The organism is Enterococcus sp. 3G1_DIV0629, assembly GCF_002141285.1.
GTDB classification, from domain to species: Bacteria; Bacillota; Bacilli; order Lactobacillales; family Enterococcaceae; genus Enterococcus_B; species Enterococcus_B lactis.
In genome coordinates, this window is record NZ_NGLI01000001.1 from 1346509 (window position 1) to 1363091 (window position 16583).

A 16583-nucleotide genomic window follows, 5' to 3' on the forward strand; every position below is an offset into this window, starting at 1 on the left:
TAGGATTTACTTAAAAATAATGAATAAATTTTCTTCCTATAGAAAAAAAAGCTTGAGACCGCGTAGTCCCAAGCTTTTTTTCTTTTAAAATAAACCAAACCATTTTACTGATTTCTCTTCTGGTCAATAGTTCATGCTTATTCTAAGAAGTCTTTTAATTGTTTTGAACGAGAAGGATGGCGTAATTTTCTCAACGCTTTAGCCTCGATCTGACGAATACGTTCCCGAGTAACACCAAATACTTTTCCTACTTCTTCCAGTGTTCTCGTACGTCCATCGTCTAGACCAAAACGTAAGCGAAGGACATTCTCTTCCCGATCAGTCAATGTATCTAGTACATCTTCCAATTGTTCTTTTAGTAGTTCATATGCTGCGTGTTCTGCTGGACTTGTTGCTTCTTGGTCTTCGATGAAATCACCTAAATGAGAATCATCTTCTTCACCGATTGGCGTTTCAAGGGAAACAGGTTCCTGTGCGATTTTCAAGATTTCGCGGACTTTTTCTGTCGGAAGGTCCATTTCTGCACCGATTTCTTCCGGCGTAGGTTCTCTTCCAAGGTCTTGCAACAATTGACGCTGGATACGAATCAATTTATTGATTGTTTCTACCATGTGAACTGGAATACGGATCGTACGTGCTTGGTCGGCGATTGCACGAGTAATTGCTTGACGAATCCACCATGTAGCATAAGTAGAAAACTTGAACCCTTTGCGATAGTCAAATTTTTCAACTGCCTTCATCAGCCCCATATTTCCTTCTTGGATCAAGTCAAGGAACTGCATGCCTCGCCCTACATAACGTTTAGCGATACTTACTACTAAACGAAGGTTTGCTTCTGCTAAACGCTGTTTTGCTTCTTGGTCGCCTTCTTCGATTTTCAATGCTAACGCTACTTCTTCTTCCGCAGTTAAAAGGGAGACACGGCCAATTTCTTTCAGATACATACGAACCGGGTCATTGATTTTTACACCGGTTGGCGCAGATAGATCTTCTGTTTTTGCCTGTTCAGCTTTTTTCTCAGCACTTTTCAAGCTGTGAATTGATGGATCACCATTTTCATCCACCACACTGATACCTGCGTCTTCAATCTTTTGGATCAATTTGTCCATTTCATCTGCATTCAAAGTGAATGGTGTAGCAAGCTGATTGGATAAATCATCATATACAACTTGTCGTTTGGGTTTGTTTTCTTTGATGAAAGCTGCTACTGCTGCTTCATACTTTTTTTTATCTGTTCCATTTGCCATAAAAGAAGGCCCCCCTTGAGTAGCTATTTGGCTTGTTTTAACTGTTTCGTTAAATTGATGATTTCGATCGTCAATTCAAGCTCAAGCTGTTTGTTCCCCATACGTCTGGCTTCTTGCTGCATTTGTTTTTTTAATGTTATTTCATCAGCTAAGCCAGATTTGCTGATCACATCTAGCAAGTCTTGGATTTCCCGTGGCGAACTTTCTTCTGCCACCGGTAAATATTCGATCTCCACCACCAACCGCCTTAAATTTTCATCTTGCAAAAAGTCTAAAAACTCTGCAAGGTTGAATTCATAATGTTGTGAGACATATGCATCGAATAAAAAATAAACTTCTGCATATGCGTCGTGGATAAACTGAAATTCTCGTTCTTTTAAAATATTGCGGACAGAAACTTCTTTAAATGCGCGGTACAACAGAATCTGCTCTGCCTTTTCTACCTGCGTCAACGGTCTCTTCTTCCGTACAGTTTCTTGTCTCTTGGTCTGCGTATGTTGGTTTTCCTGAGGTTCTTGACGATTTTGCTGATTTGTTCTTCGGAGCTCACGCAATTGTTTTTGTATCGTCTCTCTGCTGACCTGAAACTCTGTGGACAGCTGCGATAAATACATATCTTGTTCAATTGGTGAAACGACTCGGCTAAGTTCAACTAATAAATCTTCAAGGTATTCGATTTTGTCTTTTTCATTCTCTAAATTTTTCCCTTGTTTCAAATAACGTGATTTAAAAGTAAAAACTGTTTCACGCCCATGAGCCACTAATTCTTGAAAAGATGCTTCCCCATACTTACGGAGATATTCATCAGGATCAAGCTTTTCTGGAACGACTACGACCGAAAGTCCTAAGCGACTATTTTGCCGAAGCAATTCAATCCCTCGATTGGTTGCTTCAAAACCTGCGCTATCTCCGTCATAACAAAAAACCAGTTCTTTCGTCAATTTTTCCATTTGCTGGATCTGTTGAGCTGTCAGACTTGTTCCCATGGAAGCTAATCCAGTTTTGATACCAGCCTGCCATGCAGCAATCACATCCATAAAACCTTCGAACAACAAGATTTCTCCATTTTTTCGGATATCGCTTCTTGCTTTATCAAGATTAAATAAAACTTGTCTTTTATTGAACAATTCTGTTTCCGGACTGTTCAAATATTTGGGCTGATCTTTTTCCTGCCCTTTTTCAGGTGCAAGCCAGCGTCCTGAAAACCCGATTGTCTGGCCTTGAGGATTACGAAGGGGAAACATCACCCTTTGGTAAAAACGGTCCGACATACGGCCATCATCATGTGTGACAAACAATCCAGAACGTTCTAATAATTCATTTGAGAATGATTCATTCTTGAAGACTTGCTGAAGAAACGAGCGTTCATTAGGTGCAAAACCGATATTGAATTCTTCAATCAATTCTAAAGACAACCCACGACTTTGCAAATATTCTAGGGCTGGCTGTCCCGCTTTTGTATGCAACAGCATGTGATGATAGATTTCCGCTGCTTTTTCATGAGCAGCAATCAATTTTCCTGTAGCAGATTCAGGATTTTGTACAGCTACCGTTCGCTGACGCCATTGATCTTCCAACGGAATCTGTTCGAAATCTGCTACTTTTATCACTGCTTCTGGAAAACTCAGTCCTTCTAGTTCTTGAAGAAAAGTAAACACGTTTCCGCCCTTACCGCAACCAAAGCAATGAAAGATCTGCTTGTCTTCTGCAACAGAGAAGGATGGTGTGCGTTCTTCATGAAAAGGACACAGCCCTAAGTAGTTTTTACCAGATTTTTTCAATTGGACATATTGTCCAATCACCTCAACGATATTCGTTTGACTGCGTACCGTTTCGATAACTTCTTGAGGAATCCGTTGAGCCATTTTTCCACCCCCTGCTTTATTGATATCTTTTCGTTTTAACAAAAGATATTTCAGGAGAATAACCGGTAAAAAATCGCACTAACTGAAATCAGTGCGATTTTGAAGGACACAATTATACATGTTTGATTGTATCATATTTCAATTCTTTTTCAAGTATAACACATTTCTATTTAATTAAGCATCAATTTGCTACTCTTTTCAGTAGCTGATTTTGAATATCGGCCTTCCAGTACAATAATCGAAGGACAATATTTATGATCATGAACATAACGAAGTATCCTATGGTTTCTCCTAAACCTAAGTTTACTTCCAAAATTCCGTGGAACAGCATCGCAGCTACATATATCCCTACGATTGTCGTTACTGCTAAGAATATTCGCAACGGGTTGAAAGGATAACAAGCTTTTACAACTGCCATGCAGCTGATTCCAATTAGCAAGTAATACATCAACGTAGTGGTTTCACTACTTCCCCACGCGAACGTTTTTCCAAGTAGATACACTGCTATGATATTCACTACTACAAGCAAGGCATTCGGCAAAGCGTTGATAAGTGCAGTAGGCAAGTAACGGTAAGTGATTTTGCGTTTATCTTGTTCAAATGATAAAAAGAAGGAAGGATACCCTTCAATCGCCAAATCAATCAGCGTGATCTGAATAGGGATAAATGGAAATCCAATAGCTGTAACGGCACAGATAATCGATAAAATAAAAGAATAAATCGTTTTGATGAAAAAGATACCTGAGACTTTCGTCACATTGTTGACTACTCGACGTCCTTCAAACAGGACTTCTGGCAATGTCGTAAAATCAGAGTCCAACAATACCAGATTAGCAATTTGACGTGTCGCTCCGTCACCTTCTGCCATGGCGATACTGCAATCTGCTTCTCTTAATGCCAAAACATCATTCACGCCGTCACCTGTCATCGCAACCGTTCTGCCGCTATCTTTCAATTCATTTACCAGTAATTTCTTTTGCTGAGGACTCACTCGACCAAAAACTGTATATTGATGTGCAGCTTCTCGCACGTCCGATTCTTCAGTAATCTGAGAAAGGTCGATATACGCATCATAATTCGGTAATCCTGCACGTCTAGCAATATTGGAGACAGTAAATGGATTATCTCCAGAGATTACTTTCAGGTCAACGCCTTCCTCATGAAGATAAGCTAGTGTTTCTGGCGCATTTTTTCGGATTGGATCATCGATTTCAAACAGAGCAACTGGCTCAACAAACGCGGGGGTTTCTTCGTTTAATTGCTGATTTGGAGCAATCCCCAACATAAGTACGCGATAGCCATTCGCTTGAGCTGTTTTTAGACTATCTGGCAGCCGATCTTCTTCCACCAAGCGTTCAGGCGCTCCTACGTATACGACTCCTAATTCTGGAAACTCCATCGCACCCCATTTGCGATCAGAAGAAAATGCGACTTTGTTTGTTACATCATAACGATTAGAAAGCTCAAAATACTCTCTCATAGCCCGCATGGTGATGTTGTTATCACTGCTTTCTGCAAGATACGTTCCCATAATTTCTGGAATAGCTTTTTCATACAGCGGATGTAATGCTTCTACACGCTGGATACTCATTTTCCCTTCAGTAATGGTTCCTGTTTTATCCAAACATAATGTATCGACGTGAGCAAGTGTTTCAATGGAATACATGTCTTGAACAAGAATCCGTTTTTTTGCCAGTTTTGTTACACCTGTCGTTAACGCAATACTTATCAGCAATACTAATCCCTTTGGAAGCATCCCTAACAAAGCTGCTGCAGAGGCAATAACTGAAATCTTGATAGAAGCATCGCGAATGAACAGTGCCTCCAAAAATAGTATGATCCCTAAAGGAATAATCACGAAACTAGTGAACTTGGATACTTTACGAATCGAATCTACAAGTTCAGAATGAATAGCTTTGTGGGTTTTTGCCTCGCTAGTCAAGCGGACAGCATAATTATCTGCCCCTACTCGGATGACTTCAGCCATGACAGAACCACTTGTCAAAAAGCTCCCAGAAAGCAATTCAGCTCCAGCTTCTTTGACAATCAAGTCAGATTCACCTGTCAAAAGAGCTTCATTTGCTTCTGCCCGTCCTGATATGACCTGCAAATCGGCTGGTATCTGTTCTCCTGCTCCGATTTTTACCAAATCTCCTAATACCAGCTCTTTAGTAGAAATCGATTGTTCTTTACCGTCCCGAATCACTAGTACTTCTGATTGGGAAACAATCGATAATTTCCGTACAAGATTTCTTGCATGTATTTCTTGATAAATTCCAATAACGATATTTACGATAATAATTGCTAAATACGCCATGTTGGAATAAGCACCTACAAATAACAGGCAAATCCCGATACCGAAGTTCAGAAAATTGAATAACGTCAATATATTATCGCTGAATATTTGCTTTGTACTTTTTGATGCATCTTCCTGGTAGTCATTTTGCTGGCCAGAAGCCATTTTCTGAACTACTTCTTGCTGTGTAAGTCCATTCATTTTCTTTTTCTCCATTTTCCGCCAACTTTCAAAAATAATCACGTGTTTAAGTCTAGCGTGTTCCAAGATTAAAAACAACTTGTTTTTATAAAATTTATAGAAAAACACACGAATGATTCTTACGAAAAAGATGCTGACCTTTTTTGTATGAATCACCCGTGTGTTGTTTTTTTATTATCGAACTATCTTTACTTATATTGTTCTTCCAAACGGCTCATCCACCATCCTAGTGCTGTACCAGCTACAAAAAGAACAGGACAAGCTAGCACTCCAGCGACTCCCAATCCCGCGTAATCAGTAGGGATGATCATAATCGTTGAAGCAAAAACGACGCCTAAAATAAAATGGAATAGCTTACTGTATGCCTTTGAGAAAATATAATCCATGATTTTTGACAAGCCAAGGACACAAAGAACCCCACCAATTCCGATCGGCAAGATGACTTCAAACCGAACTTCTTTAAATCCGTCAGCCATCGCTTTGTACAATCCCATATATACCAAAAAATTAGATGGACTCAATCCTGGGACAATCATACCTAAACCAATCAATCCGCCGGCGATCAGCCAAGTCCCAAAATTCTGATCGACTTGTCCATCAAATAATCGAGCACCGTATAATAAAAACAAATAAGCCAGAACAAAAGTAACAACCATGATGATCACATCAGAAGTATCTCGTCCTTTTTTTCCTGCTTCTTTCCATAATGCAGGAACAGTTCCGACGATACACCCAACAAAAAACCACAATATTGTTGTTTCATACGCCCCTAATAAAAAACTGACTAAAAAAGAAAGTAAAAAGATGCCTGTCACTCCGCCTAGACCAACAGGCAGGAAAAACAAAACGTTTTCTTTGAAATTTTTTGTGATATGGGCTAGAAAAGAAATCAGTCGCTCATACATGCCAAAAACAGCTGCTAAGGCACCACCGCTGACCCCCGGCAAGATAAATCCTGAACCGATAAACATTCCCTTCACAAACCGCAACATCCAATCTTTGGTTGTGTACCCCACTTTTTGATTTTCCATTTTTTGCCTTTTTTCCACTATTTGCGCACTCCTTCTTTCAACTCATTTTATTATGTTTGGATATTTCCTACTAATTTATTTAAAGACTTTTTCGTAAGTCTCTATTATTTTTTCATTCATTTTGACAATATCAGGATAAAACATGTTACCTCCATTATGATAGAGATAGCCGCCGTTGTAAAGCAAGGACTGGATCCGCCAATATCGGTACTGTTTTCCTTCTTCATTTCCTAAAAGTGGGCTTAACACATCTTTAGAATACGCTTCTGCTAGTTCTACTGTGTTTTCTCCGCCATGATTTTTTACATAGGCAATATAATCTTTCCCAAAATTATACGCTTGGACAGCGGTCCACAGATCACATCCTTGTTTTTTTGCTTCCATTATCATCTCCGCCAAATATTTGACCCCTTGATCAATACTGTCAGCTGGATTATCAATGACATCGGCTTCTCCATGCAAACTCTCTGAACTCTGCATGAGATCTGTGCCTTTTCCTTTTGATTCGGTCAAGATTATTGCCTTGATCAATTTTTCGTATGCTTCCATATGATAATTTTTTGCAGCTGTCGTTATTTCTATTTGATAGCTTTCCACCCGTTTTACCGAGCGATAAGTTCTTCCTCCTAAAAACAACACCGCACCAATGACCGTTAGAATGATCATGTAAAAAAGAATACGGATAATAGATAATCGTTTTCGCTTCATTTCATCACCTAGTTATTTTGACATCTTTTTTATCTTACTATTTCTTTATCTTCTTGGCTATTTCTTCCTTAAATTCTGTGTACACCTTAAGAAAAAATGAATTTTCCTGTGTTTTTTATCATCTTACGAAAATGATCGTTGTTTTTCAGTAAAAACGATTGCCCAATGACTGTTATAATCGTTATACTTTACACAGTAGGTGATTATGTGAAAAAAGAAAAGAAATATGCAAAAATGGCAGATGGGAGCGAAATTTATTATGAAAAGAGTGGTCAAGGCTTCCCACTCTTTTTACTGCATGGCAATGATGGCAGCGGCCGCTTTTTTTCAGAACAGGTTCCTGTACTTGAACGCTACTATACCGTTTATCTAGTAGACAGCCGAGGACATGGCCGTTCAACAAATGAAGCATCTATATTGAATTTTCATTTGATGGCTGAGGATCTGAATACGATTATGTTGCTAGAAAAAATCAATCAGGCAGATTTTCTTGGATTTAGCGACGGCGCAAATCTGGCATTGGTATTTGCCAGCAGCTTTCCTAAAAAAGTTCATCGACTGATTTTAAATTCTGGAAACACGCTAGTTAAAGGCGTTCGTTTTTCTGCCAGAGTCATCAGCAATTTTCATTATGCATGGGTATGGTTGCTCTCTTTATTTCGCCCAAGCCTTCGTAAAAATCTGCTAGTTATCAAACTATTGCTGCATGATATCGGCCTTACAGAAAATGATTTAAAAAAAATCAACTCCCCAACTTTGATTATTGTAGGAAAAAAAGATGTAATCAAACTGAAACATTCTCTGTATATAGCTAAAACTATACCAAAAGCTTCTTTTGTACTTGTAAAAGAACAAGGACATGAATTAGCTAGAAAAGATCCTGAACGCTTCAACCGAGAAGTTCTTCAATTTCTTTCTGAAACATAATTATTAGGAATAGAAGGTGATTTATTTGTTAAAAACTACCATACAATGGCTGAAAAACCATCTAGGACTGTTCAAAACAATCTTTTTGATTTCTGTCATTGTCATTATTGTCGGTGAATTGATGTCCATCGGTAAAACTCTATCTATCCAGCAATTAGGAGAAACGTTTGCCACTATACCTATTTGGAAAAGCGGACTTATGCTGTTGATTGGTCTTGTCTCTGTGTTACCTATGATTGGTTATGATATTATTTTGAATCGGATGCTTGAACAAAAGCAGAATCCTCGTTACTTGTTTGAGACAAGCTGGCTGATCAATACAATCAACAATATTGCCGGTTTCGGCGGGTTTGTTAGTGTGGGGCTTCGCTCTGAACTATATGGACAAAAAAAAGAGAGCAGAAACGTGATCCAAGCATTATCGAAAGTTTTCTTGTTTTTGATGGCTGGACTTTCTATTTACAGTCTGCTTTCTTTTTTACTTGTAGTCTTCACGCCAGTTGCTCCTTTCTTGAAGCAATATTGGATATGGCTGATTGGCGGCGGTCTGTATTTCCCTGTTGTCTTTTTATTCACTACTTTCAAAAAGAAAGGATTCCTTGGTGGTACCTCACTTAAAACGCAAGGACAGCTCTTGCTTGTTTCATTATTGGAATGGTCTGGTGTCCTGTTCAGTTTTCTTTCTGTTGGTTACCTAATGGAAATCCGAATCGATCTGTGGCAAACGATTCCGTTATTCATTGCTGCTTCAGTGATAGGGATCGTGTCTATGATTCCTGGCGAGATTGGCAGTTTCGATGTGATGATGATTATCGGATTATCTGCTATTGGTGTGCCAAGAGAAACAGTCGTTGTGTGGATCTTGCTTTATCGTCTGTTCTACTACATCATTCCGTTTTTGATTGGAATCGTCTTTTTCTTCAAAAATATCGGTTCCACTTTTGATCAGCGTTATTCAGGTATCCCTAAGCAGTTAGCAACAGAAATCGCGCATAAAATCGTGGTTGTCCTCTTATACTTTTCTGGAATCATGTTGGTACTTTCTGCCACTATTCCGCAAGCTTTTACAGAGTTTCGCTGGCTTCATAGTTTGAACCCATTGAAATTCCACTTTATTATCCAATTTCCTAGTATATTATTAGGATTTCTTTTGATTGTTATGGGGAGAGGAATCGCTGCACGCGTAAAACGAGCCTATCTGCCTACAATTTTCTTGATCGCACTCGCTTTGTTTTATGTTTTATTAAGCGATTTTAGCTTCACACCGGTGATTTTCTTGTCTATTCTGCTTCTGATCATTCTTGCGTCCAAAAACGAACTGTTTCGGGAACAACTCATCTACTCATGGGAATGGCGTACGATCGACGGAATCATTATCGGTGCATTGACATTGCTTTATATTGTTATTGGTGTATACAATCTGCCTGATTTTCCACATCGGCGTCACCATTTTATTTCCTTTTTCTTATTCCCTTCTGAAAAGATTTGGTTTTCAGGGTTGTTGGCCATTATCGCCGTTAGTTTCATGATCGTTCTATTTGTCCATTTTCTTCAAGGAGAAAAGAAACAGATTGGCGAAGCCTTTAATGAAGAAAAGGCACTGAAGATCCTCACAACTTATGGAGGAAACTCCGACAGTCAATTGATCTTCTTAAAAGACAAGCGGATGTTTGCCTACGAAAAAGACGGTGAACCAACTGTGCTTCTCCAATTCGCTTGCTTCAATAATAAATGCATCGTAATGGGCGATCCTTCTGGTAAGAAAGAAGATTTTCCAGAAGCAATTGAAGCTTTCATCGAAGAGACAGACCGATTATGCTATTTACCTGTTTTCTACGAAACAAGCGAAGAGATCGTTATGATTTTGCATGAATTCGGCTATGACTTCATTAAAATGGGAGAAGAAGCTTATGTAGATCTGAATAGTTTTACAACATCAGGGAAAAAAATGAAGGGCACTCGGGCTGTCTTGAACCGGATTGAACGAGAAGGATTTACATTTGATGTCTTACAACCGCCGTTTTCTGCTGAGCAAATGAGTATTTTCAAAAATATTTCTGATAATTGGTTGGGTTCTCGAAAAGAAAAAGGTTTTTCTTTAGGCTTTTTCTCTGAAGATTATTTACAAAGAGCGCCTATTGCTGTAGTCAAAAATACTCAAGAAGAAATTGTCGCTTTTGCGACGATCATGCCTACTTACACGAACAACAAAGTAGGAACGATCGATTTGATGCGATATGATCCCGAAAAAGCCCCTTCCGGCAGTATGGATTTCTTGTTCCTGCATTTGTTTTCTTATATGAAAGAAGAACATATCCAATGGTTCAATTTAGGGATGGCACCTCTTTCAAATGTTGGAACTTCCAGAAAGAGTTTTTTACAGGAAAGAATTGCTTACTTGGTTTACGAGTTTGGCTCTCATTTTTATTCTTTCCATGGATTAAGAGAATACAAAAGCAAGTACGCTACGAACTGGGTCTCACGCTACACCCTATATTCGCGAGATAGTTGGATTGCATACGTTATGATTGCTTTGCTGATTATTGATAATGCGCCAGTTGAGCAGACACAAGGTAGAATAAGTGGTTTGAAAAAATGGATACGAAGAAAGTACTAAAAACTGTGTATTAGTAAGGAAACACTCACAGTATAAATAAAAGAGACTGAACCAAAGCGTGAGGTACGGCTCCTGCCCTCTATTATTGTACAATTGAAGAACAAAAAAAGCGGACAAAACAGGATTTCTGTTTTGTCCGCTTTTTCATTTTAAACATTTTTCATTACCAAAATATTCGAATCACGTTTCTTATGCTTCGATTTCTGTAACGATACCTGAACCTACTGTACGGCCACCTTCACGAATCGAGAAGGTCGTTCCGTTTTCAACAGCGATTGGGTGGATCAAGTCAACATCAATCGTCACATTGTCACCAGGCATGACCATTTCTGTATCTTCTGGTAACGCGATTGTTCCAGTAACGTCAGTTGTACGGAAGTAGAATTGTGGGCGGTAGTTGTTAAAGAATGGTGTATGACGTCCACCTTCTTCTTTTGTCAACACGTACACTTCAGCTTTGAATTTTGTATGTGGAGTAATGGAACCTGGTTTAGCAAGTACTTGTCCACGTTCGATATCGTCACGTTGGATACCACGTAACAGTACGCCTACGTTATCCCCAGCTTCCCCGTAATCTAACGTTTTACGGAACATTTCTACACCTGTGACAACTGCTTTTTGTGTTTCAGGTTTGATCCCTACGATCTCTACTTCATCACCGACACGAACAGCACCGCGGTCAATACGACCTGAGGCAACAGTTCCTCGTCCTGTAATGGAGAAAACATCTTCCACTGGTAATAGTAATGGTTTATCTGTATCACGTTCTGGTGTTGGGATATATTCATCCACTGTATCCATCAGTTCCATAATAGCAGCTTCAGCATCTGGATCGCCTTGCAATGCTTTTAATGCGGAACCTTTGATCACAGGAGTATCATCGCCTGGGAAACCATATTCGCTCAATAACTCGCGAACTTCCATTTCTACCAAATCGATCAATTCTTCATCATCGACTAAATCTACTTTGTTCAAGAAAACAATTAGGTATTTTACACCAACTTGACGTGACAACAAAATGTGTTCACGTGTTTGAGGCATCGGACCATCAGTGGCAGAAACGACTAAGATGGCACCATCCATTTGGGCTGCCCCTGTAATCATGTTTTTCACATAGTCCGCGTGTCCTGGTGCATCGATATGCGCATAGTGGCGTTTTTCTGTTTCATATTCTACGTGTGCGGTATTGATCGTAATCCCACGTTCACGTTCTTCTGGAGCTGCATCAATACTAGCATAGTCTTGAGGATTTGCTAGGCCTTTTTTGCCTAATACTGTAGTGATCGCAGCAGTTAAAGTAGTTTTCCCATGGTCAACGTGTCCAATTGTACCAATGTTAACGTGTGGTTTACTTCTGTCGTAATGTTCTTTTGCCATAATTTACAAACCTCCTAAATAATATAGATCACTGAAGGATTTCAGCTCTCACTTTTTTATTATAGTCTTTTTTTGAATAAATCAAAAAGAATACGTCCGGCTTACTTTTTGTAAGATTCGAACTAAGCTTATTATACGTCAAACTTGGTCAAAGTCAACTAAGAGCACTCGCCTATCTTACACACGAAAAAAGTACCTTTTATAAATAAAAAATTGTGTTTTTTGAGAAAAACTTCAAGCTAGTCCTTACCTTTCTTTTGAAGCAATAAGAACAAAATGAGGAAAAGTTTAAAATTCAGCTGTCGCCAACAACTTTCAATAGACGAAATCTTCTATTTCGTTAATAATAAGAAGAGAGGTGAAGTACATGAAAAAATTAATTGGCGTACTTGTCGTTTTAGGCATCTTTCTCGGCGGAAGTTTTGCAGCTTATCATTATTTTTACGGGGGCGAAGCCTATTATACAAAAATCACGACGAATGGTGAAATGTCAGCTTACCGAACAGATAATGGAGAAAAATTTACGACTTATACCTACAAGCAAGCGGCTTATAACAAAGATGGAGAAAAAAAACAAGTGACGCTTCGCGAAGAGAGAGAACATCCATTAAAGATGAATGCGTATCTCCAACTCAAAGTCAATCCTCGTAAAGGTGTATTAAGCTGGGAAGAAATAAAGGCTTCTGAAGTCCCTAAAAATGCGGCAGAAAAAATCGATCAATAATCAATGGTCTTAAAATTTTATTAGATAAAAAGAGGCTGGGACAGAAGCGTTTAACTCCAAGAAATAAGAAGAAATTCATGAAAATTGCTTTTCAAATTTTTGTGAATTTCAGCTTATTTCCGAAGGAGTTGCTTCTGCTTCCGCCGTTTATACGTGTTTAGAGCATGAGACAAAAGTGTTCTTTACTTTTGTCTCACGCTCTTTTTTTGTTATATTCGTCTTTTCAGATCCTTCTCATGGACCATTCATTCAACTAAACATCGGTAGTTGAACATCTAATGTTCCAGTCTATTTTATAAACGATTCAATACTTCATCCACATTTTTAATCATCACAGATATCGTACCATCTGGATTATTCACAAATTCAATCAAATCTGGGTTGCGATATACATCGACTGGTACAATCAGTTCGATTCCGTTTGATAGTTTAAATTTTTGTTTTCCAAATTTTTTCTCAGAAATTTCTTGTACTTCTTTTACAGGAGGTGCTTCTGGGACAAACCCTTGCTCCTGTACTTCTTCTTTAAAAGCCAGTTTTGCTGTAATGTTTTCCTTGAAGACTTTTTCTGCGATCATCTCATGATCCAACCGTCCTTTTTCTTCTATCGTATCATAGACAGCTTCTTTTAAATCAGCCATGATATCAAATTCTTCTGTCTCGAATTTTTTTCCGAGATGCTTGGCTACTTTTTGTATCACTTTTACATTTTCTTCTAAAGAAGGTGCAGGAACACTTTCGATCACTCTTCCAGAAAAATAAAGCTCTTTTTTACCAGAAAACTCATATTTTTTTTCAATCAATTCGTAGGTCCAATCGGACAAGTTCACCGCGAAGGCTTCATCTGCTTTTTGTGTTTTCGCGCCTAGTATTGCTCGGTTCAAAATCAAACGGTTGTCAATCCCTACTTCGTCTGCTTCAACAAAATGCGTATAAGCCTCACGATAATTGACTTTCAATAAAGATAGGTACATCACTGTATCTAATTCATACAAAACAACAAATACATCTGCACTTGGCGCCTCTTCACTTTCTTGGTAAATATCGAACCATCGCTGAACGATTGCTTCACTTGCTTCCACAAAATTTTCTTGAGCGATTTTAAGTGATTCAACGATCATGCTTTCTTCTGCCAATTGTCCAGTTTTCGTTTGGGCAGAAGAGATTTTTTGGATTTTCTTTTGAAGAAAATCACGAATATATTCTTTTGTCAGATCCAGCTCTTTTTGCGAAAAGACCGGCGAACCCGTTTCTCTGTCAATAATATGCAGAATTGCTTTTTTTAAATAGATATCCATTTCCTCATTCCCTTCTGTCCTAGTTTACGGAAAAAAAATCAAAAATGCCAGAATCAAAATCATTTTCTTTTAAACAAAAATTTCAATAGTAGAAACAAAATGGATTCTTTTTTTTGGAAAATGCGCTAAACTTATAGATGAACGAATAAAAAAGGAGCTGAAAGTATGAATTCATTAACAAGCACGTATCGTCTATCAAATGGTTACGAAATTCCAGTAGTAGGATTCGGCACATGGCAAACACCTGACGGGGATGTCGCTGTTTCCTCTGTTAAAGAAGCACTGGCTGCAGGTTATCGCCATATCGATACTGCCCAAGGATACAAGAATGAAGAAAGTGTCGGCCAAGCGATTAAAGAAAGTGGCATTCCTAGAGAAGAGATCTTCCTAACAACAAAGTTATGGAATGCCAATCACAGTTATGAACTTGTGATGTCTTCTTTTGAGGAATCATTAAAGAAACTCCAAACAGATTATGTAGATCTGTTCTTGATTCACTGGCCAAATCCAGTTGCTTTTCGTGATAATTGGGAACAAGCAAACGCAGATACATGGCGAGCATTTGAAGAACTGTATGAAGCAGGTAAAATCAAAGCAATTGGTGTCAGCAATTTCTTGCCCCACCATCTAGATACACTTGCTAAAACAGCAAAAATCATGCCAATGGTCAATCAAGTTTTCCTTGCACCAGGTGAATTACAGCCAGCTGTAGTTGAGTATGCAAAAAAACATGAGATGATCCTTGAAGCATACAGCCCATTAGGCACTGGTAAAATCTTCGATGTACCTGAAATGAAACAAATCGCTGAAGCGCATGACAAGACGATCGCACAAGTTGCTTTACGTTGGTCATTGCAACACGGATTTCTTCCTCTTCCTAAGTCAGTCACACCAAGCAGAATCAAAGAAAATACTGAACTGTTTGATTTTGAATTGACAGAAGAAGAAATGAAACAAATTGATCAGTTAGATGGTGTAGTTGGCAAGGCAAAAGACCCAGATACTACCCAATTCTAAGTCGAAAGGTGATTTTATGGATCCAATCGAACGCTTGAATTCTCTCTCGGAAGACGTCATTCAGACTTTTCATTCCGATTTTGTCTTTTTGATCGATGCAGAGAAGATCCAACATTTTCCTGCAAGAAACTGGACACATGATCAAATTATCGAAGAACTGAAAAAACGGTTCAATCATTCACTAATGATCACAACTTGGCACGAACATGAAGTCATTTATTCACCTGAGTTACCTGTTTTTGCCTTGATACCAAAAAAATAAAAAGATTGGAACAGGTTATGTGAATAGATAACCTGTTCCTTTTTTTATTTTTCTTTCAAAAAATGGAAAAATAAGCAAATTTTTCTGTTGTAATTTGCGTATACGCAAGTTTTTTTGCATTACTCCTTTTCATTTGGCTTTTTTTTTCTTATAATCGAAAGGGTATGAGCGAAGGAGAGAACATATGAAGAAAAAACAGAAACAAAAATTATTAAATCAATTCCGTCCTTCATTGGATGGTGTAAGAGGACAGTTATTCCGTTCTCTAGAAGATGAAAGCTTGAGACGTTATGGTTTGCCATTACAAGTCATGCTTGATCCCAAAAACCGTCAAATCTTAACGATCGGATTAGCTGGAAAAACAAATGAAGATACACGAATCAACGTACCTATCGATGATAATTTCAATACTGTATTAAAGCGGATCCGTTCGGGAGAAAACGGTATTTTCGAACGATTCCGTGACAATCTTCTTATTGAGATCGTATCTTACTGGAATGATCAACGATTGAAAAACGATGAACCAACTGCACAAGCCGTTGCAACACCAGTGACAGAAGAAACAGTCAGTGTGCCAGAAGAAAAAGTGGAAGAACCAAAAGCGGACACAACTGAAAATACACGCTCAACTGATACGAATGCCGCTTTAAGTTTTGCTGATTTTTCAAAAGCCGTTGCTGAGTATCCTAAATTTTACACAGAACAAAATGAACAAGAAGTAGTTATTTATGAAAAAAATGCTGATGAACCTCGTAAGTTAGCAACCATTTCTATGACTGTTGAAAATGAGTTTGTCATCGAAAAAGCACTTGAACGAAAATACAAAGTCAAATTGACTCTGATTCCTTTAATTGAACAATTTGCAGCGACAGCGATTGCCGATAGATAAAAATAATCGGCTGCATATTCTATTGAAGTAAAACCGTTAGTCTAACAATAAACCGCTTGGCATATCAAACAAATGCCAAGCGGTTTCGTTATTCTTAATAGTATGTTTTATTGAATCGTTCCAG

At 38.4% G+C, this 16583-nt stretch carries 13 protein-coding genes; 6 read left to right on the forward strand and 7 right to left on the reverse strand.

Annotation, left to right across the window (positions count from 1 at the left end; translation table 11 throughout):
• Positions 1–137 precede the first annotated feature (137 nt).
• From rpoD to A5816_RS06850, 5 genes are all read right to left on the reverse strand, one after another.
• Positions 138–1247 carry an RNA polymerase sigma factor RpoD gene (gene rpoD / locus A5816_RS06830; protein ID WP_002290142.1) on the reverse strand — a complete coding sequence of 370 codons (1110 nt, stop codon included), beginning with the start codon at positions 1245–1247 and terminating at the stop codon, positions 138–140.
• 23 nt (positions 1248–1270) lie between these two features.
• Positions 1271–3112 carry a DNA primase gene (gene dnaG / locus A5816_RS06835; RefSeq protein WP_086310997.1) on the reverse strand — a complete coding sequence of 614 codons (1842 nt, stop codon included), beginning with the start codon at positions 3110–3112 and terminating at the stop codon, positions 1271–1273.
• Positions 3113–3293: 181 nt separating this feature from the next.
• Entirely contained in the window at positions 3294–5609 is a 2316-nt protein-coding gene (locus tag A5816_RS06840) for a cation-translocating P-type ATPase (protein WP_025478225.1), read from the reverse strand.
• A gap of 188 nt (positions 5610–5797) precedes the next feature.
• Positions 5798–6658, reverse strand: a complete 861-nt coding sequence (locus tag A5816_RS06845; protein WP_002309619.1) for a DUF368 domain-containing protein — start codon at positions 6656–6658, stop codon at positions 5798–5800.
• 57 nt (positions 6659–6715) lie between these two features.
• Entirely contained in the window at positions 6716–7348 is a 633-nt protein-coding gene (locus A5816_RS06850; RefSeq protein ID WP_002320675.1) for a lysozyme family protein, read from the reverse strand.
• A 165-nt stretch (positions 7349–7513) separates the two neighbouring features.
• Here A5816_RS06850 and A5816_RS06855 point away from each other — a divergent pair, with 165 nt between their 5' ends.
• Positions 7514–8275, forward strand: coding sequence for an alpha/beta fold hydrolase (locus A5816_RS06855; RefSeq protein ID WP_179189693.1), 762 nt, complete (start codon positions 7514–7516; stop codon positions 8273–8275).
• A gap of 25 nt (positions 8276–8300) precedes the next feature.
• Entirely contained in the window at positions 8301–10892 is a 2592-nt protein-coding gene (gene mprF, locus A5816_RS06860) for a bifunctional lysylphosphatidylglycerol flippase/synthetase MprF (RefSeq protein WP_033795673.1), read from the forward strand.
• Positions 10893–11081: 189 nt separating this feature from the next.
• Here mprF and tuf read toward each other — a convergent pair whose 3' ends face one another.
• Complete coding sequence (gene tuf, locus A5816_RS06865) at positions 11082–12269, reverse strand: elongation factor Tu (protein ID WP_002372233.1); 1188 nt, start codon at positions 12267–12269, stop codon at positions 11082–11084.
• 367 nt (positions 12270–12636) lie between these two features.
• On the opposite strand from tuf, the gene A5816_RS06870 reads away from it, so the two are divergent.
• Positions 12637–12993, forward strand: a complete 357-nt coding sequence (locus A5816_RS06870; protein ID WP_002372231.1) for a YxeA family protein — start codon at positions 12637–12639, stop codon at positions 12991–12993.
• Between the two features lie 293 nt (positions 12994–13286).
• Here A5816_RS06870 and A5816_RS06875 read toward each other — a convergent pair whose 3' ends face one another.
• Positions 13287–14291 (reverse strand): nucleoid-associated protein, encoded by a 1005-nt coding sequence (locus tag A5816_RS06875; protein WP_002290131.1) that lies wholly within the window; start codon positions 14289–14291, stop codon positions 13287–13289.
• Between the two features lie 165 nt (positions 14292–14456).
• On the opposite strand from A5816_RS06875, the gene A5816_RS06880 reads away from it, so the two are divergent.
• From A5816_RS06880 to A5816_RS06890, 3 genes are all read left to right on the forward strand, one after another.
• On the forward strand, positions 14457–15308 hold the full coding sequence (locus A5816_RS06880) for an aldo/keto reductase (protein ID WP_002290130.1): 852 nt from the start codon (positions 14457–14459) through the stop codon (positions 15306–15308).
• 16 nt (positions 15309–15324) lie between these two features.
• Positions 15325–15570, forward strand: a complete 246-nt coding sequence (locus A5816_RS06885) for a hypothetical protein (RefSeq protein ID WP_086310999.1) — start codon at positions 15325–15327, stop codon at positions 15568–15570.
• A gap of 184 nt (positions 15571–15754) precedes the next feature.
• Positions 15755–16459, forward strand: coding sequence for a hypothetical protein (locus tag A5816_RS06890; RefSeq protein ID WP_002373011.1), 705 nt, complete (start codon positions 15755–15757; stop codon positions 16457–16459).
• Positions 16460–16583: the final 124 nt, after the last annotated feature.